The sequence below is a fragment of the Bacillus mobilis genome (assembly GCF_001884045.1).
GTDB classification, from domain to species: Bacteria; Bacillota; Bacilli; order Bacillales; family Bacillaceae_G; genus Bacillus_A; species Bacillus_A mobilis.
In genome coordinates this window covers 45,440-65,874 of the sequence record NZ_MACF01000069.1, presented here as the reverse complement: position 1 = coordinate 65,874, position 20,435 = coordinate 45,440, and the positions used below count along the sequence as shown (strand labels likewise).

The 20,435-nt window shown below is 34.0% G+C and carries 23 protein-coding genes; 18 read left to right on the top strand and 5 right to left on the bottom strand.

The window, feature by feature from the left end:
• The first annotated feature begins 164 nt into the window (after positions 1–164).
• From BAQ44_RS10940 to BAQ44_RS10910, 7 genes are all read left to right on the top strand, one after another.
• On the top strand, positions 165–593 hold the full coding sequence (locus BAQ44_RS10940; RefSeq protein WP_071721676.1) for an NfeD family protein: 429 nt from the start codon (positions 165–167) through the stop codon (positions 591–593).
• A gap of 2 nt (positions 594–595) precedes the next feature.
• Positions 596–1,567: an SPFH domain-containing protein gene (locus BAQ44_RS10935; protein ID WP_071721675.1), complete on the top strand. Its 972-nt coding sequence runs from the start codon at positions 596–598 to the stop codon at positions 1,565–1,567.
• Between the two features lie 282 nt (positions 1,568–1,849).
• Positions 1,850–3,154, top strand: coding sequence for a hypothetical protein (locus BAQ44_RS10930; protein ID WP_071721674.1), 1,305 nt, complete (start codon positions 1,850–1,852; stop codon positions 3,152–3,154).
• A 210-nt stretch (positions 3,155–3,364) separates the two neighbouring features.
• On the top strand, positions 3,365–3,955 hold the full coding sequence (locus BAQ44_RS10925; protein WP_071721673.1) for a histidine phosphatase family protein: 591 nt from the start codon (positions 3,365–3,367) through the stop codon (positions 3,953–3,955).
• Positions 3,956–3,961: 6 nt separating this feature from the next.
• Positions 3,962–4,738, top strand: a complete 777-nt coding sequence (locus tag BAQ44_RS10920) for a Cof-type HAD-IIB family hydrolase (RefSeq protein WP_071721672.1) — start codon at positions 3,962–3,964, stop codon at positions 4,736–4,738.
• Between the two features lie 141 nt (positions 4,739–4,879).
• Positions 4,880–5,425: a MarR family winged helix-turn-helix transcriptional regulator gene (locus BAQ44_RS10915; protein ID WP_071721671.1), complete on the top strand. Its 546-nt coding sequence runs from the start codon at positions 4,880–4,882 to the stop codon at positions 5,423–5,425.
• Positions 5,426–5,598: 173 nt separating this feature from the next.
• Entirely contained in the window at positions 5,599–6,780 is a 1,182-nt protein-coding gene (locus BAQ44_RS10910; protein WP_063261368.1) for an MFS transporter, read from the top strand.
• A gap of 8 nt (positions 6,781–6,788) precedes the next feature.
• On the opposite strand, the gene BAQ44_RS10905 is transcribed toward BAQ44_RS10910, so the two are convergent.
• Positions 6,789–7,250: a DinB family protein gene (locus tag BAQ44_RS10905; RefSeq protein WP_061676415.1), complete on the bottom strand. Its 462-nt coding sequence runs from the start codon at positions 7,248–7,250 to the stop codon at positions 6,789–6,791.
• Between the two features lie 171 nt (positions 7,251–7,421).
• On the opposite strand from BAQ44_RS10905, the gene alr reads away from it, so the two are divergent.
• Positions 7,422–8,597, top strand: a complete 1,176-nt coding sequence (gene alr, locus BAQ44_RS10900; protein ID WP_061676495.1) for an alanine racemase — start codon at positions 7,422–7,424, stop codon at positions 8,595–8,597.
• A 20-nt stretch (positions 8,598–8,617) separates the two neighbouring features.
• On the opposite strand, the gene BAQ44_RS10895 is transcribed toward alr, so the two are convergent.
• From BAQ44_RS10895 to BAQ44_RS10885, 3 genes are read right to left on the bottom strand one after another with little or no spacing between them, the layout of a single operon-like run.
• Entirely contained in the window at positions 8,618–9,331 is a 714-nt protein-coding gene (locus BAQ44_RS10895; RefSeq protein WP_063261359.1) for a class I SAM-dependent methyltransferase, read from the bottom strand.
• The gene (locus BAQ44_RS10890; protein WP_063261369.1) at positions 9,324–10,211 is read right to left on the bottom strand and encodes a GNAT family N-acetyltransferase; all 888 of its coding nucleotides are present in this window, start codon (positions 10,209–10,211) and stop codon (positions 9,324–9,326) included. The genes BAQ44_RS10895 and BAQ44_RS10890 overlap by 8 nt, the downstream gene beginning before the upstream one ends.
• Before the next feature lie 23 nt (positions 10,212–10,234).
• A complete protein-coding gene (locus tag BAQ44_RS10885; RefSeq protein ID WP_071721670.1) occupies positions 10,235–11,113 on the bottom strand; it encodes a nitrate reductase in 879 nt (292 codons plus the stop codon).
• 385 nt (positions 11,114–11,498) lie between these two features.
• Between BAQ44_RS10885 and BAQ44_RS10880 the strand changes: the two genes are divergently transcribed.
• Both BAQ44_RS10880 and BAQ44_RS10875 read left to right on the top strand, forming a co-directional pair.
• Positions 11,499–12,707 (top strand): macrolide family glycosyltransferase, encoded by a 1,209-nt coding sequence (locus tag BAQ44_RS10880; RefSeq protein ID WP_071721669.1) that lies wholly within the window; start codon positions 11,499–11,501, stop codon positions 12,705–12,707.
• 169 nt (positions 12,708–12,876) lie between these two features.
• Positions 12,877–13,722, top strand: coding sequence for a YitT family protein (locus tag BAQ44_RS10875; RefSeq protein WP_061676411.1), 846 nt, complete (start codon positions 12,877–12,879; stop codon positions 13,720–13,722).
• Between the two features lie 46 nt (positions 13,723–13,768).
• Here the strand turns inward: BAQ44_RS10875 and pdxR are convergent, their stop codons facing one another.
• Positions 13,769–15,169 carry a MocR-like pyridoxine biosynthesis transcription factor PdxR gene (gene pdxR / locus BAQ44_RS10870; protein WP_071721668.1) on the bottom strand — a complete coding sequence of 467 codons (1,401 nt, stop codon included), beginning with the start codon at positions 15,167–15,169 and terminating at the stop codon, positions 13,769–13,771.
• Positions 15,170–15,299: 130 nt separating this feature from the next.
• On the opposite strand from pdxR, the gene BAQ44_RS10865 reads away from it, so the two are divergent.
• From BAQ44_RS10865 to ytfJ, 8 genes are all read left to right on the top strand, one after another.
• On the top strand, positions 15,300–15,722 hold the full coding sequence (locus tag BAQ44_RS10865) for a GNAT family N-acetyltransferase (RefSeq protein ID WP_071721667.1): 423 nt from the start codon (positions 15,300–15,302) through the stop codon (positions 15,720–15,722).
• Positions 15,723–15,869: 147 nt separating this feature from the next.
• Complete coding sequence (locus tag BAQ44_RS10860) at positions 15,870–16,982, top strand: metallophosphoesterase (protein ID WP_071721666.1); 1,113 nt, start codon at positions 15,870–15,872, stop codon at positions 16,980–16,982.
• A gap of 113 nt (positions 16,983–17,095) precedes the next feature.
• Positions 17,096–17,662 carry a GNAT family N-acetyltransferase gene (locus BAQ44_RS10855; RefSeq protein ID WP_071721665.1) on the top strand — a complete coding sequence of 189 codons (567 nt, stop codon included), beginning with the start codon at positions 17,096–17,098 and terminating at the stop codon, positions 17,660–17,662.
• 6 nt (positions 17,663–17,668) lie between these two features.
• Positions 17,669–18,229, top strand: coding sequence for a 2'-5' RNA ligase family protein (locus BAQ44_RS10850; RefSeq protein WP_071721664.1), 561 nt, complete (start codon positions 17,669–17,671; stop codon positions 18,227–18,229).
• Positions 18,226–18,711 (top strand): GNAT family N-acetyltransferase, encoded by a 486-nt coding sequence (locus tag BAQ44_RS10845; protein ID WP_063261365.1) that lies wholly within the window; start codon positions 18,226–18,228, stop codon positions 18,709–18,711. The genes BAQ44_RS10850 and BAQ44_RS10845 overlap by 4 nt, the downstream gene beginning before the upstream one ends.
• 12 nt (positions 18,712–18,723) lie before the next feature.
• Entirely contained in the window at positions 18,724–19,095 is a 372-nt protein-coding gene (locus tag BAQ44_RS10840) for a cupin domain-containing protein (RefSeq protein WP_071721663.1), read from the top strand.
• Positions 19,092–19,520 carry a GNAT family N-acetyltransferase gene (locus BAQ44_RS10835; RefSeq protein WP_071721662.1) on the top strand — a complete coding sequence of 143 codons (429 nt, stop codon included), beginning with the start codon at positions 19,092–19,094 and terminating at the stop codon, positions 19,518–19,520. Before BAQ44_RS10840 ends, BAQ44_RS10835 begins: the two co-directional genes overlap by 4 nt.
• A gap of 344 nt (positions 19,521–19,864) precedes the next feature.
• A complete protein-coding gene (gene ytfJ / locus BAQ44_RS10830) occupies positions 19,865–20,290 on the top strand; it encodes a GerW family sporulation protein (protein WP_000349987.1) in 426 nt (141 codons plus the stop codon).
• Positions 20,291–20,435: the final 145 nt, after the last annotated feature.

Sequence of the window (20,435 nt, the reverse complement as noted above, 5' to 3'; positions counted from 1 at the left end):
CATGTATAATGAAGAATATATTAATATAGTATTTTAATAATACTCATTATAACAGTGAATATGTACAATAGCTTGTAGTAAGCGCCCCTGTATAAGAAAGGGCGGATAAACCATTCTTTTTTTCATATACATATAGAAAATGAGAAAGAAAGTGAGGGTTGTATATGGCTACTTGGGTAATTTGGTTTATAATAGCGGGTATTTTATTTATTGCAGAAATGTTGTCGATTACGTTTTATATGCTTTGGCTTGGAATTGGAGCTGTTGTCGGAGGTCTAATTGCTTTGTTTGCTCCTGATGCGCTACTGTTACAAGTTATTGCTGGCGCGATTGTAAGTTTAACACTGACTTTCTTTACGAAAAGAATTTCAAAAAACTTTCGAGAAGCAAAAGGTTTTACTGATACAGTAGATATGTTAGTCGGTAAAAAAGGGATTGTTATGCAAGCGATTACAAATGAAGCGAATGGTATTGTGAAGGTGGATGGAGATACTTGGACAGCTATTGCAGATGATCCAATTGATGCTGGAGAAAAAGTTATTGTTATAAAGAGGAATAGTACTATATTACAAGTGAAAAAGGAGAGTGAATAAATATGGCAGTAGCATTAACATTAACCATTATTTTCGCACTAATTGTTGTTACATTTATTGCATTAACAATTAAGATTATTCCACAGCAAAAAGTTGGAGTCGTGGAGAGATTTGGTAAGTTTCAGCGTATTATGCAGCCTGGATTAAATTTATTAATACCAATTGTAGACCGCGTTCGTGTATATCATGACTTACGTATTCAACAAACGAATGTACCACCGCAGAAGGTAATTACGAAAGATAATGTACAAGTAGAAATTGATACAATTATTTTCTATCAAATTGTGGAACCAGAACTTGCGACATATGGTATTTCGAACTATGAATATGGTGTTCGTAACATTACTTCTGCAACGATGCGCCAAATTATCGGTAAAATGGAACTGGATGAAACGTTATCTGGTCGTGAAAAAATTTCAACAGAAATTCGCTTAGCACTTGATGAAGCAACAGAAAAATGGGGCGTTCGTATTGAACGTGTTGAAGTTGTTGACATTAATCCGCCGAAAGATGTGCAAGCATCAATGGAAAAACAAATGAAAGCAGAACGTAATAAACGTGCGATTATCTTAGAAGCGGAAGCTGCAAAACAAGATAAAGTCCTTCGTGCTGAAGGGGAAAAGCAAAGTAAAATATTAATGGCTGAAGGGGATAAAGAAGCACGTATTCGAGAAGCTGAAGGTATAAAAGAAGCAAAGGAACTAGAAGCGCAAGGGGAAGCAAGAGCGATTGAGGAAATTGCAAAAGCAGAACAAAATCGAATTGAATTACTTCGTGCAGCAGATTTAGATGAACGCGTACTTGCTTATAAATCATTTGAATCATTGATTGAGGTTGCAAAAGGACCAGCAAATAAAGTCTTTATTCCGTCTAATGCAATTGAAACACTTGGTACTCTCGGGGCAATTGGAGAAATCTTTAAAGAAAAACAAACGAAGAAATTGCCTTCTTCAGATACACCAAAAGAACAATAAGCGTGAAAAAGAGAAATGGGATGCCATTTCTCTTTTTATTTTTGATTCATGTAATAATAGTGGACAATTTTTATCATTGTTTTGATGCATAGAGTTGTAATTAGTTTCCTAGCTGTTAATAAGTAATATTTCTCGACGTTTTTAATTTCATACTCGTATTTAACGGAAAGTAAAAAACATTCAAAATAAACGTTTTAAATGTTTGTGATTTGTAATATATTTTAAATGTCTTAGTCAATTTTATATATAAATAGTTATCCAAAGTAGAATTGAGGGGAATTTGTGAAAAAGGGAATTATTATTTTAATAGGGATTATTATTGTGTGTATTGCTGCAATTTTTGTGTATCAATCACAGGGGGCAAAAATGAATACAGAGCGACAGCAAACTGAGAAGAAACAAACAGAACCGAAGAAAGAAGAACAAAAAACAAATGTGAATGGGGAAAAAGCAGATGCAAGTGTAATAGCCAAAGAACTTATTCCGAACCTTAAAGAAGTATCGCTGAAGCCTGGTGAAGAAAAAAACATTGATTTATCCTTAAGATTATATGATCAAGGAACAGCGAAAGAAAATACGATAAACTTAGGAGTAGATGAAAAGGAATTTCTATCTGTTAAATCAAAAGACGAAAATGTTGTTAAGGCAAAAATAACCGATAGTGGGCAAGTGAACATCATTGTAAACGAGTCGCCTTCAAAAAAAAGTGTGGAAATTGAAGTTAGTTATAAAAATAATAAGCAGAATGGACATTTAATCAGGAAGGTACCTATCATAATTAAGGAGTATGCATCAGATGCAACGAAAGGGCTAAAAGGAATGTGGCAGAGTGAAAAGGATAATACATACTTCTATAAGATAGTTGAAAAAGGTCAAAATATAATTGAAGTTTCTGCAATGGCTTTATATGAAACTGACTATACTGCGGTAGTGAATTTTACAAATATACAACAAAATGTTCTTTCAGGGAAACCAGAATATACATTTATGTATCCTGGTACTCATCAAGAACCAGCTTTAGAATTTAAGTTAGAAAAACTTAGTAGGGATAAAATACGCATTACTCAAGGGGATTACCCAATTGTCCTAACGAGATCAGCAGAAAAAGCAATGGAGGAAGAGAGAGCAAAGCAAGCAATGCCAAAGTCTGATAGCAACTCAGGTGAAAATCAATCTAATGCGAATACCCCAAGTGGTAACCTGAAAAACAATGCGGAACAATTAAAACCGCTAAAGGCGTTCTTCGACCCTGTTGATAGTAATAGTGAGAATCAGGTAAGTGTATTCATTCAAACATGGGGAACTACTGAATCTAATCCGAATATAGATAAAGCTACGCTGAATGTAGAACAGCGCCTAAATAATACATTTACCGGTATGTTCGAAACAAAGGCTACAAAACAAAATGAAACAACCTGGATATTTGATTGGACAGATGACACTGGTACAAAAGGAACTGGGACATTAGTTATTAACGGTGAAAATGCAACAATCGACCTCAAAAGTGAACGTAAAAGTGTGACAGAAGGAAAAGGAATTGTATCTTACAAAGCCCAATTGATAAAGACAGCTCAAGCTGAATTTTAATAGACAAAAAAGTCCTATACTTATATATAGGACTTTTTTGTTTGTCACTTTTGAAAGAATAATAAGTTTAGAGTGCTTGGAATTGTTAAGTGGAATAACACGTTTACTAGATGGGTTAAAAAACTGTCAAGGTAATATATTTTGATATAGAAAATTAAAAATATGATATAATGGGATTTTGTGGATATTAAACGAGGGAGTGGAGAATAAATGCAAATACTACTAATAAGACACGGTGAATCCGAAGCAGATATTTTACATGTACATGAAGGACGAGCTGACTTTGAATTAACAGAAAAAGGAAGGCGGCAAGTGCAAAGGCTTGTACAGAAAGTGAAAGCAGATTTTCCGCCAGATTTCATTTGGGCAAGTACGTTAAAACGTGCTCGTGAAACGGGTGAAACGTTAGCTGAAGGAATTGGATGCCCAATTCAACTAGAAGAGGAATTAATGGAGTTTAATAACGGAGTGCAAGCTGGCTTATCTTTTGAAGAAGCAAAGAAATATCCAGAGCCAAAGTTTCTTCATGACCGTTTTGAAAACGGGGAATCATTTATTGAATTTAGAATGAGAATAGAAGGAATCTTTTCTAAAATCGTGACAGAGAATACTTATGAACGGATAGCAATTGTTGCACACGGTGGTGTAATAAATAGTCTATTACGTGCGTTTTTCAAAATGCCCATTTCAATGGATTATTATTTTAAAATGGGAGATACGGGAATAAGCTTAATTGAAATTGATGGGGAACAGAAAACGGTACATTTCATTAATGATACGAATCATTTAGACGGGATGTAAAGAACCGTGTATAAAGTAGTGTTTTTTGATGCTGACGGTACGCTTTTAAGTGAGATTGATAGAAGTATGCACGAAAGTACAAAAGAAGCGATACAAAGATTAATAGCTAAAGGGGTTCACGTAATTGTTACTACAGGGAGACCATATAGCTTATGCTCGCAATTTAAGGAACTAGGCATACATACAATTATCTCTGCAAATGGTGCACATATTAAGTGTGGAGAAACAGTTCTACATAAATCGGTACTTTCTAGTGAAATCGTTCATGATATTTCGGAGTTTGCTAAATTACATGGTCACGGTATTTCTTATTTTACCGAGGGTTTTGCAATGAACGGAATTGCCTCGGATAATGAGCGTGTAATGCAAGCGCTTAGCGAGACGTTGAATTTAGAGAAATATCCTGAAAAAAGCAGGGATTTGTCAGAAGAGGTCTATTGTTTATGTCTGTATGCAGATGAAATAGAATCTCAAAAATTTCTTGAAAGATATCCTAAGCTTACGTTTGAGCGTTTTCATAATTACGTAATAAATGTATTGGAAGATAATAAAGTATCGAAGCTAACTGCGATTCAAAAAGTATTGGATCACTTAAATATTTGTAAATCAGAAGCGGTTGCTTTTGGAGACGGTAGAAATGATATTGAGATGTTGCAGTATGTAGGATTAGGGATTGCGATGGGGAATGGTGGAGAAGAGTTAAAAATAAGAGCTGATTTCGTTACAAAGAAATCAAGTGAAGGCGGTATTTTATTTGCCTTAAAGAAGTTTCGTATTATTTAAAAATAATAGTTAGTCAGGTTGAAAAATCCTGTTTTTATGACAGGATTTTTTTGTAACAATATTCTTGCAATAAAAGGAAAAATGTGCGTATAATAAAAGTAGTTAGGTAAGCTAATTAAAGGGAAAGGAGACTGAAGATGGATGAATTCAAGAAATGATTCTCTTCCTTTAGGGATTGGGCCGTATGCAGAGTTAATAAAAAAGACGGCATCAGCAGATACGGATCCAATCGCAGCAAAAATTGGTTTGTTAATGTTATGGACGTCTGATAATGTTCTTGATTCTGTTGACGTAGATTTAGCTCCGCTTGGTATTTCGGAAAGTAAATTAGATTTTTTACTGTTGTTTATTTTACGTGAAATGGAATCCAATGGGGAAGAAGTGAATATGAGCCCTTCTGATATTGCGAGTCGATTAGGGATAACACGTGCTTCTGTCACTGGTCTATTAGATTGGATGGAGAAACGAGAGTTAATCGTAAGATTCCATCATTCTAAAGATCGAAGAAGATTAAAAGTGAAAATTACTCCAAAAGGAAAAGAATTAGTTACGCACTCTTTACCAACTTTTTGGTTATCTTGCGCTTCGTTAGTTGACGATTTTAATCAAGAAGAGCGTCAAGTTTTAGAAAGGTTATTAAATAAAATGCAAGTAAATATGCAGGTGAAATTAGGAGAAGGTAGGTAAATAAGTTGATTATAAGGGTCAACTTATTTATTTGGAAATATAATTAGCTTACCTTATTATATGTTTAACTAATTTCATGATCTGTCATGTTTTTTACGATGTAATTAAAATAAGTAAGCGTGCTTTAGAGGTTTTAAATTGATAAAAAATTGTAATAAGGGAGAGATATTATGATGGAAATAGGAAAGGAAATAAATAGTGAAAAGAATTATACAATAATGACCGTTGTATTATGTTGGTCGGGTATGGTAGTGATGTCTAGCTTATATGTAACAATCCCTTTAATTGCACTATTTTCAGACCTTTTTAATGTTTCACTAGCACAAGCTGCAGCTACAGGCAGTATATTTTCTGTTGGCTTTGCTATTGGTTGCTTGTTATTTGGGGCAATCTCTGATAAATATGGGCGGAAAAAAGTGATCTTCATTGGATTACTTGCTCTGTCGATTATTTCGTTTTCCTTAGGGTTTGTGGATAGTATATTGTGGCTTGTTATTTTTAGGGGCTTACAGGGTATTGCAGCAGCTACATTTTCTCCGGTAGCGTTAGCTTACGTTGTAGAAATGTTTCCAGTAGAAAAAAAGGTTACAACAATAGGATTTGTTAGTACGGGTTTTTTAGTAGCTGGAATTGTAGGGCAGGTAATAAGTACGGTTGTTAGTCAACATTTTGGATGGCATATGGTGTTCTTTCTTCTTAGCATTGTCTATATGATTACTGCTGTATGGATTCAGTATTCTCTTCCGAAAGGGGAGATATCTCAATCTTATACTGATATTTTGGGACCGATTAAACAGATAGGTAAAGTCTTTACACATAAAAGCTTATTATTGAGCTATATGATTGCGTTTGTTTTATTAATGGCTTTTGTTAATATGTATACTGTTTTAGGGAATTATTTGAGCTCTCCTACTTATAATTTAACTGCAGAACAAATCCTTTATTTTCGCTTAGCGGGGCTAATTGGTATGCTGCTGTCACCACTTACAGGTCGTTTAACAAAGAGGTTCGAAGTAAGGAAGGTTCTGCAAGGTGGATTGCTAGTCGCTATTTTTAGTCTAAGCGCAATGGGCTTTGTTTCGTATTTGCCTCTTCTTGTCATAATGAGTGTCTGTTTTGTAATAGGTATTGCTATATCCGTACCGTCTTTAGTCGCTCTTGTCGGCCAATTGGGAGGGAAAGCAAGGGGAATAGCAGTTTCTATTTATACCTTTATTTTATTTTTAGGCACTAGTATAGGACCCATCATTTCTATTTATCTTATGAAAATAGGAAGTTATGCCCAAACATTTATTTTATTAGGAATGATACTTTTTATTGGTTTTATAGCTTCTCTATTTATAAATAATGAATGAGTGAAAAATCATTCAAATAAAGGAATGTGGGGATCTTTCGTATGCTCACACAATAAAATATGAATTTGCCCACGATGATGATAAAAGTGTGCAACAATTTCAAGCAACCATTCAAAGCGTGAATAAGAAATCCCCCAATAAGCAGTCTTCATTTCCGCTAATTGTTCATTGGAATAGGATAAAAAAGTTTTAGAAAGTAAATCGTAGCCCTGTATCATCGTTTGTTGTATTTGCGTAATTGTTTCGGGTGTTTGTTCTTTATAGAAAGTATGTAGTTGTTTTTCCGTAATCCCATTTAAAATGAGTAGATCTGCATGGCAAATAAGAGAAAGATGTGCACACATTTCAAATACTGATCGCTTCGAGTGAATGGGGCGTATTTTTAAAGTGTCTTCATTATATTGGTTAAGCATTTGAATAGAAGTATCAACAGCAACTTTAAGTTGATGCAAGGCAGATTCTACAAACATTGTAATTCTCCTCATCTCCGTATATAATAGTTTCTTAAGGGTATTATATCATACTCAAAATTCCGAAAATTCTAGTAGTTTGACTAGCATATTGAAAAGTATTATATTGTAAAAGGTCATATGAAACGTGAAATAGAATGGAATGCAATTATTGAGTTAGGAGTTAGACCAATGAGTTTGAAATATGGAAGAGATACAATTATTGAAGTTGACTTAAATGCAGTAAAACATAATGTAAAAGAATTTAAAAAACGAGTGAATGATGAAAATATTGCAATGATGGCTGCTGTAAAAGCAAATGGGTATGGCCACGGGGCAGTTGAAGTTGCGAAAGCTGCTATTGAAGCAGGAATAAATCAGCTTGCAGTTGCATTTGTAGATGAAGCGATAGAGTTAAGAGAAGCAGGAATTAACGTGCCGATTTTAATTTTAGGCTATACATCAGTAGCAGCTGCTGAAGAGGCAATTCAATATGACGTTATGATGACTGTTTATAGAAGTGAAGATTTACATGGTATAAATGAAATCGCAAACCGTCTTCAAAAGAAAGCGCAAATTCAGGTGAAAATTGATACAGGAATGAGTCGTATCGGTTTACAAGAAGAAGAGGTTAAACCATTTTTAGAAGAATTAAACCGTATGGAGTATGTAGAGGTAGTAGGAATGTTTACACATTACTCTACGGCAGATGAAATTGATAAATCATATACGAATATGCAAACAAGTTTATTTGAGAAAGCTGTCAATGCAGCAAAAGAATTAGGAATTCATATTCCATATATTCATAGTTCAAATAGTGCAGGTTCAATGGAACTAAGTAATACATTTCAAAATATGGTTCGTGTAGGTATTGGAATTTATGGAATGTACCCTTCAAAAGAGGTAGATCATTCAGTTGTTTCTTTACAGCCTGCGTTGTCGTTAAAATCAAAAATAGCTCATATTAAACATGCGAAGAAGAATCGCGGTGTAAGTTATGGGAATACGTATGTAACGACGGGTGAAGAATGGATTGCAACTGTACCGATTGGCTATGCTGATGGCTATAATCGTCAGTTATCTAATAAAGGGCATGCATTAATAAATGGAGTTCGAGTACCTGTTATTGGCCGTGTTTGTATGGATCAGCTCATGTTAGACGTTTCAAAAGCAATGCCAGTACAGGTTGGGGATGAAGTAGTATTCTACGGTAAACAAGGCGAAGAAAACATTGCAGTAGAAGAAATCGCAGATATGTTAGGTACCATTAACTATGAAGTTACATGTATGCTAGACAGAAGAATCCCGCGAGTGTATAAAGAAAATAATGAAACGGCTGCTGTCGTAAATATACTAAGAAAAAACTGAATCGTTATGATTCAGTTTTTTTATTTTTGACAAATGAAAAATGCTCTATTTGTACCGTGTATTTGAATGTTCTTAAAACCTACAGATTCCAACGAAGAAATTATTTCTTCATTGGAATAACAAGCTTCCTCAAAAGAAAAGTCACTTCTTGTCCAAGCATTATCTAGATCATGTTTAAATAGTATAAAGTTCATTATTGCTTTTTTATTTTCGTTATCATAGGTAGAGTCAATCGTACATACATATTCTTCCGCTGAAATATGAAATGAAGCAATCCAATTTTCAAGAAAACCTTTCTCCATATTCATATCAAATACGAATGTACCTTCGCTATGTAATACGGAGTAAACATTACGAAAAACATTTTTTAATTCATCTAATTTTAAAATATGGTTTAAGCTATCACCGGTAGAGATAACATAGTGAAATTGTTCATTTATATTGAAATAACGAGCATCATCGACGATAAAGGTTGCGTCTGGCGCGTTTTGACGTGCGTATTCAATCATTTGAACAGAACCATCTATACCAGTTACTACAAAAGTATTATCAATTAATTTCTTAGTAAGGTGACCAGTCCCGCAGCAAAGATCTAAAATATGAGAATGAGGTGGTGCATATTGTAAAACGAGTTTTTCCAAAAGTAGATAGGAGTGTTCAGCGTAATGCCCCCAATGTTTATTATAAATGGATGCGAAAATATCATAATCAGAATAAATTAGTTTTTTAGACATATGTATTCACATCAAGATTCATTACATTATAATAATCATGCTTCGTTTTTATTTCAAAACCACATTGTGTATATAGTTTTAAAGCATTGTTATTTTTCGTTTCGACGTCTAATTCAATTGTTGATATTCCTTCTGAAATAAGGGTATGTACCATATAACTAAGAATATCTTTTCCGTATCCTTTACCTTGATAAGAAGGATGAACGGCGAAGCCTGATAGTGTAGTAGATTGCTCATGCTCAGAAACTGTAATCGTTCCTATCACTTTGTCGTCGATAAGAGCACTGTAAACTTGATGAGAAGGTGAACTCATCATTTTTTGTAACCATGTAGCGGTATTTTCTACTGAATCTCCAAAAGCTTTACTGGAAAGTTCAATAAGATCAAGAAGTGATTCTGAAGATGCAAGAGTAAGCTGTATAGTATGCTTTGTTGTTTTTGGCCCTTCTTTTGTTTTGAACGCCATACTATATTCACTATATAAATAAGGTAACTTCAAACGTTTTGCAAATTCTTTCCCAGAAATAGAATCTCCATTCATAATAAGAAGAGCTTCATTTGCCTCTCTTGTTCGTATTTCTTTCATTGCGGTTTGTAGAAGAGTAGTGCCTATATGTTGTTTCCTATAGTTCGGATGAACAAACCCTAGTAACTCCAGTTTTGTCGGTCTTTCAAAGTCATACATACTTAATACACCAATTAATTGAGTATTATCATAAAATAGGAAATCATATATCTCTTCATTGTTACGAGCAGTTAAAAAGTTTACATGTAAATCTGAAGAGTAATCAATTTGATCGTGTTGCCCACAAATATGAGCTAAATCTTTCATTTGCTGAATTTCGTTCGTAGTTAAAGATTTCTTTCGTTCAATATTCATTTCATAATCCCTCGCATTCATATTTAAAAATAGGATGGATGACTTAGCCACTTTTTTAACTCCACGCTGCCCTGAACAGATAATAATCGGTACAAATATCGATAGGGAGATCTACATTCTGCAAGGTCAGGAATGGGCATGATGGTTTCGTAACCTAGTTTAAAAGCATGAGCCTCTTTTTCAGTAAATATATATTCTAAGCCGATAAAATCAAACTCCCTTGGAGCAACTGCGTAGGCTTCTGTATCTACTAAACCTGTAATAGTTGTACCATCTGATAAAAACTGAGTAGGGTCCATATCAATTAAAACGAGCGTTGATTTCTTTGGTGCTGGTAAGGAAGAAAGTTGTGATTCAAAAGTAGGAAATACATTTTGTATGTGTTCATTATCGGAATAAAACATATTCACAAGCTCTTTACTCACATTTAAAATGTGTGATTGGAATTCATCTAGTGTAATTTGGAAGGAACCTGACACATTTCCTATGTAATCGGCTTTGAATGTATGTATTTCTGCAAGCCCTTTTCCTAGACTGAATAAAATAGAATCTGGTTGCCCGATAAAAGATTGAACTGTGTTACCTACTAACTTTTCGGCTACAACGAATTCACGCCCATTTAAAATATGTTTTTCTAATATTGCTGGGATAGGAAGGTTAGTATGTTCTTGCAGCAATGTATGCACAGCTTCTATATGATGTACGTTCCTTGGATCCATTCCAAATAGGTTTTTACACCCCCACCAAAAATCATTATTTGGTTCTTCATCCATTTTAGAAGAACGAACGATAACTTCTGCACCTTCTGTTCGGACGAGAAACACATCGCTTGCATGGTCTTCATAACCTGGGTGTAAAGTTTGAACAGATAAAATAGGTGAAGTGAATAGTTGTTGTAGCATGAAGTTGCTCCTTTTTCTGTAAATTCTATAAATTCATTATATAACAGAATATGTACTAAGAGGATAATGATGTGGAAAACATAGAACTTAAATAAATTTATGGTGAGAAATAAGTATGGAAATTTTATTTTTCTAGTTTTGTATGAATTATCAAAATAATATTCTGTTGATAAATCTATAAAAATACTTTAATGTAAATCTCGTATTTTTCAGTAAATGAAGAGTTAAGCGTGCTTTTATGAGAGTTATAATGTAGGTTATGAAAAATATTTCTCAATAATAAAATGAAGAGAAAAATATGAATAAGTAGAATAGATTCCTTTATAATAGTATTAAATTAATTAACATAATTAATTATTAATAATATTAGATAGGAGAGAATATGATGGCAAATGTACTCGTAATAAATTTCCCTGGAGAAGGTCATATAAATCCGACTTTAGCTATTGTAAGTGAGTTAATTCGGCGAGGAGAGACAGTTGTTTCGTATTGTATTGAAGATTATAGAAAGAAGATTGAAGCAACAGGTGCAGAATTCCGAGTGTTTGAGAATTTCCTCTCTCAAATTAATATTATGGAGCGAGTAAATGAAGGCGGGAGTCCTTTGACGATGCTATCTCATATGATTGAAGCATCAGAGCGTATTGTTACTCAAATTGTAGAAGAAACAAAAGGGGAAAAGTACGATTACATGATATACGATAATCATTTTCCGGTAGGACGTATTATAGCCAATGCTTTAAAATTACCTAGCGTTTCTTCTTGTACAACGTTTGCTTTTAATCAATATATTACTTTTAACGATGAACATGAATCAAGAAAAGTAGATGAAACGAATCCATTGTATCAATCTTGTTTAGCGGGAATAGAAAAATGGAATAAACAGTATGGAATGAAATGTAATAGTATGTATGATATTATGAATCATCCTGGTGATATTACTATTGTATATACTTCAAAGGAATATCAACCACGTTCAGATGTATTCGATGAATCGTATAAGTTTGTCGGCCCATCCATTGCTATGCGTAAAGAAGTAGGCAGTTTTCCTATGGAAGATTTAAAAGATAAAAAATTGATTTTCATTTCTATGGGAACAGTTTTTAATGAACAACCTGAGCTATATGAAAAATGTTTTGAAGCATTTAAAGATGCAGAAGCGACAGTTATATTGGTTGTTGGTAAGAAGATAAATATAAGTCAATTTGAAAACATTCCGAATAACTTTAAATTGTTTAATTATGTGCCGCAATTAGAAGTGTTACAGTATGCTGATGTATTCGTGACACACGGTGGCATGAATAGTTCGAGTGAAGCACTATATTACGGTGTTCCGTTAGTTGTAATTCCGGTAACAGGAGATCAGCCTTTAGTTGCGAAACGAGTGAATGAAGTAGGGGCTGGAATAAGGCTTAATCGTAAAGAATTAACTTCTGAATTGTTACGTGAAGCTGTAGAGAAAGTCACGAATGATGTAAGGTTTAAGGAAAATAGTCGTAAAGTTGGAGAGTCACTTCGAAATGCTGGTGGATATAATAGGGCAGTTGATGAAATATTAAAAATGAAAATGAATTCATACTCAAAACTTAAATAAATGTTTGGAGCACACTTACTGTAATATGTAAGTGTGTTTTTGTAAAAAAATTACATAAAAAATCACTGTAAAGGTGAAACTTTTGTGTATATAAACTCATATCTTTGAATTAGTAGTAAAATTACGTTAAAATAATACTAAGAAAATATATAAGTTTTGGGGGTAATGAATGAAAAGGTTATTTGAATACATATTATTAACAATTGGATCGATTATTGTAGCGGGTTCATTAGAACTTATTTTAGCACCTAATGGATTAGTAGATGGCGGGGTAACGGCCATTGCTATCATGGCAAATAAAGTTGCTGGATTACCGCTGTACGGAGTGTTTTTAGGACTTAATATTCCTATCCTGCTATTTACCGCAAAAGTAATGGGGAAGAAGTTCTTCATCCGTACATCTTATGCAAATGTAGTTACAACACTCGGATTAATTTATTTAAAACCATTTCCTGCGATTACAACTTCTGAACTATTAATTGTACTTTATGGCGGAGTATTGTTTGGAATTGGCGTTGGGATCGTTGTTAAAATGGGTGGAGCAATAGACGGATCAGAAATGTTAGCAGTTTGGATGAACAAACACTTTAAAGTACCGATTAGTACATTTTTACTTGCGGTAAATGCAGTTATTTTCACATTTGTAGCGATTTTATTTTCAATCGAACAAGCGATGTTCTCATTAGCAATTTTCTATATTGTTACGAAGATGATTGATTTCATATTAGATGGTATAAATCAAGGAAAGAGCGTTATGATTATTTCTGGTAAAAATAAAGAAATAGGCGATCTACTTATGAAAGAATTGCAATTATCTGTTACGTATCTACATGGAGAAGGTGGTTTTTTAGGAGAAGAAAAGAGAATCATTTATTGTATTACAAACCGTTTCATTTATCCGAAAATGAAAGATCTCGTTCTCTCTGTAGATCCAACTGCTATCATTGAAGCTTCCTATTCAACAGAAACAACTGGTGTTAAGCGTCCGGGAAGGACTGCGAGATCAGAAAAATAGTGTGTGGAAATAGCTCCACGTAAGTATAACTTACGTGGAGCTATTTTTATTTAGAGAACCAGGCTTTTTTCAGTAATTGGACAACAGTTTCGATACAATCCTCTGGAATACTGCCAAAACCGAGTAATACATACGATTCTTCTCTTTTATTATGAACAGAATCGTATGTGGAGAGAGGGTATAACTTAATACGTTCTTTTGCGGCCGCATAAATAAGTTCTTGTTCATTCATCCCGTTATGAACGTGAAGTACGATATGAAGTCCAGATTGTTCACCAAGTACATGAACGTTATGTCCCATTTCGTTTGTAATAGATTTAATTAAAGAAATATGTTTTCTTTTATATAACGTGCGGCTTCGGTTAATATGACGTTCCCAGTCACCATTTTGAATGAAGGTGGCAAAGGTAAGTTGTTGCAGCGTAGAAACTGTTTGTTTAAACATACCACCAAGTTCTTGATAAGCTCCTAATAGATGAGGTGGTAAAACGATATATCCCATTCGTAAAGAAGGTAAAAAGGATTTCGAGAAAGTCCCCATATAAATAACACGTTCATTTGCATCTAGTCCTTGTAAAGAAGGAATAGGTTTTCCTATATAGCGGAATTCCCCGTCGTAATCATCTTCAATAATATACCCCTTACAATCATTCGCCCATTTTAATAACTCGAGTCTTCTAGATAACGGCATAATGATTCCAAGTGGAAATTGGTGAGATGGAGTGACATACGCTACATTGGAACCCGATTTACGTAAAGCGGAAATTTGAATTCCTTTATCATCTAAAGGGATAGGATGAACAGGAAGGCCAGAACTTTGAATCATAGCAGGAATACGGTGAAAACCAGGATTTTCGATTCCGTATTCTTTTTTTTGACCAAGCAGTTGAAGTAGTAGCCAAAGAAGAGGCTGCGTACCTGCTCCGATAATAATTTGATCAGGTGAAGAATGTACCCCGCGAGCATGATATAAATACTTTGAAATATGTTCTCGTAGAACGAGCTCACCTTGTGAATCTTCTTTAGCAAATAATTCATTTTCATACTGAAATAAAGTTTCTTGTATTGCTCTTTTCCAGTTTGTTATCGGAAAAGCTTTTTGATCAATAAGTCCTTGACTACAATCATAATCATACTGTTTGCTTTCTGTATTGTTAGCACTGTTTGATGCAATTTGCTGTTTCTTTTGAATGACATCGATATCAACTTCTGCAACAAAAATCCCGCGTTTCGGTTTGCTTTCTACATACCCTTCAGCTAGTAATTGTTGATAAGCAGATTCAACTGTAATACGGCTCACATTAAGTTGCATAGCTAAATTTCTGTGAGAAGGTAGGCGTGTACCGGCACATAGTGACCCATGAGAGATTTCTCGTTTTATATATTCATAAATTTGTAAGTAAATGGGTGTTTTACTTTTTAATACTAATGGGATAGTCAGATCCATTTATAGACGCTCCTTTTTATACTGGCCTTATAAAAAAGAATAGAACTGTCACTTAAGCTAAGGGCAGTCGCTTTCTATAATGATGATATAACATTTAGAAAATTTTATAAATAGTAAGGGGAGGTTCATAATGAATATTAGAGCGGTAGTAACAGAGGCAGACTTACATGATGTATTCCCAGTATTACAGCAATTACGAACGAAGCTTTCAAGAGAAGAAGCGAGTTCTTTATTTCAAAAAATGAAAGAAGAAAATTATAAACTATTGGCGCTACGTAATGAAGAGGATGAAGCTGTGAGTCTGGCCGGTGTAGCAATTTGTACGAATTTTTATAATGAGAAACATGTTTTCGTATATGACCTTGTAACTGCGGAAGCTCACAGATCAAAAGGTTATGGTAAGGTTCTGCTGTCCTATGTAGAAAAATGGGGGAAAGAAAAAGGGTGCGGTTCTATCGTTCTAACATCCGCGTTTCCAAGAATTGAAGCACATCGTTTTTACGAAAGAGAGGGCTATGATAAGGTAAGTTATTCTTTTTATAAAGAGTTATAATACTAAGTAGGTTCCGTGTGCGAAAATATATGGAGCCTATTTTCTTTTTCAGATCTGAGCTAGGAACAGGTTTAGTAATATAATTTGTCGAATATTAGAAATTAACAAGGGAATATTGAATTTAGAGAATGTTAGGAGCGTTTATACTTGGAAAAAATAAAGAAATTGTCTATACCAAATGATGTAAGAGTCATCATTATTTCTGATATTCATGGAGAATTAGATCTTTTTAAGGAACTACTACATAAAGTTAATTTTCAAGATGAGGATTATTTAATTATTAATGGCGATCTTTGTGAGAAAGGAAGAGACAGCATCGGCGTTGTAAACTATGTGATGGATCTTGTAGTTAGTAAGCCAAACGTGTATGTAATTGAAGGTAATTGTGAAGTTGTAGTAGAAGCGCTTGTAAATGAAAACCCTGCGCTAATACATTATTTATGTACGCGAAAGAATACAATTTTTAATGAGTGGCTAGGTCAATTGAACGTTTCTATTAATGAAGAAAGTGATATTTGTGAACTGAAAAACATATTGATGGGCCATTTTTCAAAAGAAATAAAATGGCTAACAGAATTGCCAACTGCTATTGAAACAGAAGATTATATCTTTGTACATGCTGGCCTTGAAGATAGAGAAGATTGGTATGAAACGAAACGAAAAAATGCGATAGCAATACCGGAGTTTTTCAATAAATCACATAGCGCAAATAAGTATGTAGTTGTCGGTCATTGGCCTGTTGTAAACTATTCTGATGAAGCACCATCTAATAATCCAGTTATTGATAGCAAGAAAAAGATTATTGCGATTGACGGTGGAAATGCGATTAAAGAAGCAGGACAATTAAACGCATTTATCATTCAGAGGACAAGAGCAGGCGATACGTTTTCTTATACATATGTAGACTATTTTCCAGTGTTTGAAGTGATAGCAGATTTTAATGCAAACTCAGAAATGCAGGGCGGGGTGACATATCCGTATTATTACATAGAGCCTATGCAGAAGATGAAAGATTATACGGTATGTAAGCAAAGAGAAACGAATAAATTACTCTCTGTGAAAAATGAATATATTAGGCAACTTGATTCAGGTGAATACACAGTGAAAACTGATATTTCTTGTGCACAAATAAGCGTAAGAAAAGGGGACATTGTTTCTCTCATTGATAACAGATGTTCAGGATATGATTTAATTAAAAGAGATGGAGTAGAAGGCTGGATAGAGAAAGGTATTTTAGTTGAGATAGAAAAGATGAAATAGGAGGTATGGAGCCTTCTATTTTTTATTATCTTTTTATAATCGATATTCGTTTTGATTTTTCTGAAAAAATATTATAATTATATATGAAATAAAGAGAGATGTAGGAGGAAATTATGCAAAACGTAATAGTAAAAGGGGATAAAGTTACAATTCGTACAATTGAAGAATTAGATATAAAGACATTATGGAATCTTGTATTTAAAGAAGAAAATCCAGAATGGAAAAAATGGGATGCGCCATATTTCCCGTTCTCAATGCAAGAATACCCGTCTTATAAAGAGAGGATGCAAACGCGTTTAAAAGAAGAACCTCTATCCAATTTAATTATAGAACATAACGGTCAAATTATAGGGACAGTCGGGTTTTATTGGGAATATAAACCGACGCGTTGGTTGGAGATGGGGCTTGTTATTTATAATCCAAATTACTGGAATGGTGGCTACGGTACAGAAACGTTAACGTTATATCGAGATTTACTATTTGAAAAGATGGAAATTGGTAGGGTAGGAATCACGACTTGGTCTGGTAATGAACGAATGATGAAGGTAGCGGAGAAAATAGGAATGACTTTAGAAGGTAGAATGCGCAAATGCCGTTATTATAACGGAACATACTATGATTCTATTCGAATGGGAATGATTCGTGAAGAATGGGAAGCGCTACATGTAACGAAGGGGTGAGGAAGTATGTACGCTATTATTGCTACATTTGATCGTGTGTTTACTAATAAAATAATAGAATTGCAAAATGAAATAACAAATATCATTGGCACGAATCAATTAGCCGGAGTAGAACCTCATATTACATTAGCTGACTACAATGAGTTAGATGTTCATTTATACACGGAGAAATTAGAGGGATTTGTAGCTGTTCAAGAGAATATGGCTGGGATAACTTTTCCTTCTGTAGGAATTTTTCCTACTAACGGAACGATCTTTTTAGCACCGACTATTACAGATGAATTGTTAAAACTTCATCATTCTTATCATGATAAATTTAAAACTTTTCATGATAATTTAAATTCATATTATGTACCAGGAAAATGGGTTCCGCATTGTACAATTGCAAATAAGTTACATGTAAATCATTTTTTAAGTGTAATGGAACATATATATGAAAAATTTGATTATGCAACAGCATCAATTGAGAAATTAAAATTAATTAAAGTAAATTATGAAAATGGTTCTGCCATTTCTTCTAGTATATTAGCAGAATATAATTTTAAGAGAATGGAGACATCGAGATGACATATGTAATTAGAGAAATGAAGCAAGAAGACATTCACGCTGTACAATCAGTAGCGAAAATAGCTTGGCATGATACGTACGAAGGTATTATTCCGAGAAAGATTCAAGACAGTTTCTTAGACGAGGCTTATTCTGATGAAAAAATGAAATACCGTCTCGAAAATACACATTTATTCGTTGCGGAAGAAGAGGGAGAAGTAATTGGCTTTGCGAATTTTTCACCTGTTAGACTGCAAAACGAAGCAGAATTAGGCGCGATTTATTTGTTACCAGATCAGCAAGGGAAAGGGATCGGAAGTGCCTTATTACAAAAAGGGTTAACGGCATTAAAAGGAATTCGGAAATTATATATTCATGTAGAAGCAGCGAATGAAAAAGGAAAACGTTTTTATGAAGCGAAAGGTTTTGCGCAATTAGAGGAATTTGAAGAAGATTTTGAAGGACATATGATGCAGACAGTAAGGATGGTTTTATACGTATAAGGAGGACTAGAAATGAAGATATTTGATTTTAGTGAAAAAGTAGGAAAACACATATCAGCATTTCAATCTGATTTTATAATGTCGAAAATATTAAACCATAAAGGAATTGTGCATATCGGTGCTATGCATTTACAAGAGAATGGAATAATTGGATATCATGAAGCAGTTGTATCGCAACTGCTTCTTATTGTGGACGGAGAAGGATATGTATGCGGAGCAGATAAAGAAAAAGTGAAGGTGGAAGCGGGACAAGCTGTGTTTTGGGAGAAGGGCGAATTTCATGAAACGAGTACGGAAAAGGGATTGCTGGCAATGGTAATTGAGTCGGAGGAACTTGAACGAGCAATATTAATGCCTATTAAAGAGGAGAGTTGTGAAAAATGATAGAAAAGGCAAATCGGGAAGAAACGGAAGAAATAATACAATATGCAGCTCAATCGCTTTTTGAAGGTACGAGGGGAAATTGTCAGTTAAGTAGAGAGAAAGCGATTGAAATTACAAAGCCGATTGTAGAAAAGGGAGCATATTATTTAGTCGTTAAAGAAAAAAACAATGTAATGGGATGGATATTAATAGGGGAAAATACGGACTATTTTTCTCATGAAAAACTAGGATTTATATACGAATTGTATGTTTTTCCAGAGTACCGCGGGAAAGGGTTGTCAAGAAAGTTAATGGGGGCTGGTATTAAGGAATTACAAAAAAATTATTCGGAAATTCGTTTGAATGTATTTGCTGGAAATTTTGCGAAAGAGATGTATGAAGAGTTTGGTTTTGTTGAAAGACAGGTAATTATGACCTTGAAGTGAGAATATGAGGGGAAATAATAGAGTTATTTAATATGAAGTGGCACAAAAAAGGTTACGTGCAACAACTTGTAAATCTAAGATACGAAGATTTACACTATATATATTAATTATTTTCATTCTTCAAATCCGTTATTTTATATACTTAATTATCTTGCATGGAAAAATAAAAAATATCAAATTTGAAGTGCCCTTTGAATTGTTAGAGACATCCTTACAATTCAAAGGGTGTTTTTTGTCTCTGCGGAGATTATAAAAAATATTTTTAATATCAATATAAAATTTTATGTTTAGTTCACCAACTTTCGGAAAAACTAGGAAAGATATGACAAAGGAGGTTATGAACGGTGGATCATCCAATTCAAGGATTAATGAAAGCGGCAATGGAAAATTTAAAAGAAATGGTCGATGTAAATACGATTGTTGGAGAGCCTGTTCAAACGGCTGACGGTGGTGTGGTGTTAACGGTTTCTAAAGTTGCGTTCGGGTTTGGAGCAGGAGGTTCTGATTTCCAAACGAATGATGGACAAAGAGCGAATGGTAACCCTGCATTTGGTGGCGGTAGCGCGGGTGGTGTTTCTATTACACCAGTAGCATTTCTTGTAGTGAATAAAGATGGAGTAAATATTCTGCATCTACAAAATGCGACACATTTAGCAGAAAAAATGATTGAATTAGCTCCACAAACAATTGATAAAATTCAATCGATGTTCCAAAAAGATGAAAAGAAAGAGGGAAATCATCATCCTCAAAACCCAGATGAAATCCTTTAAAAACGCCTGCTCACGAGCAGGTGTTTTTTCTTGTAATCACTATGTAATAAAACACATGAAATTGTAAATAGTTTTTGAATTTTTTTCTATGTTTCTAAAATTTTTCATGTTAAAATATGCTATAGAATTGAAACATATAAAACGA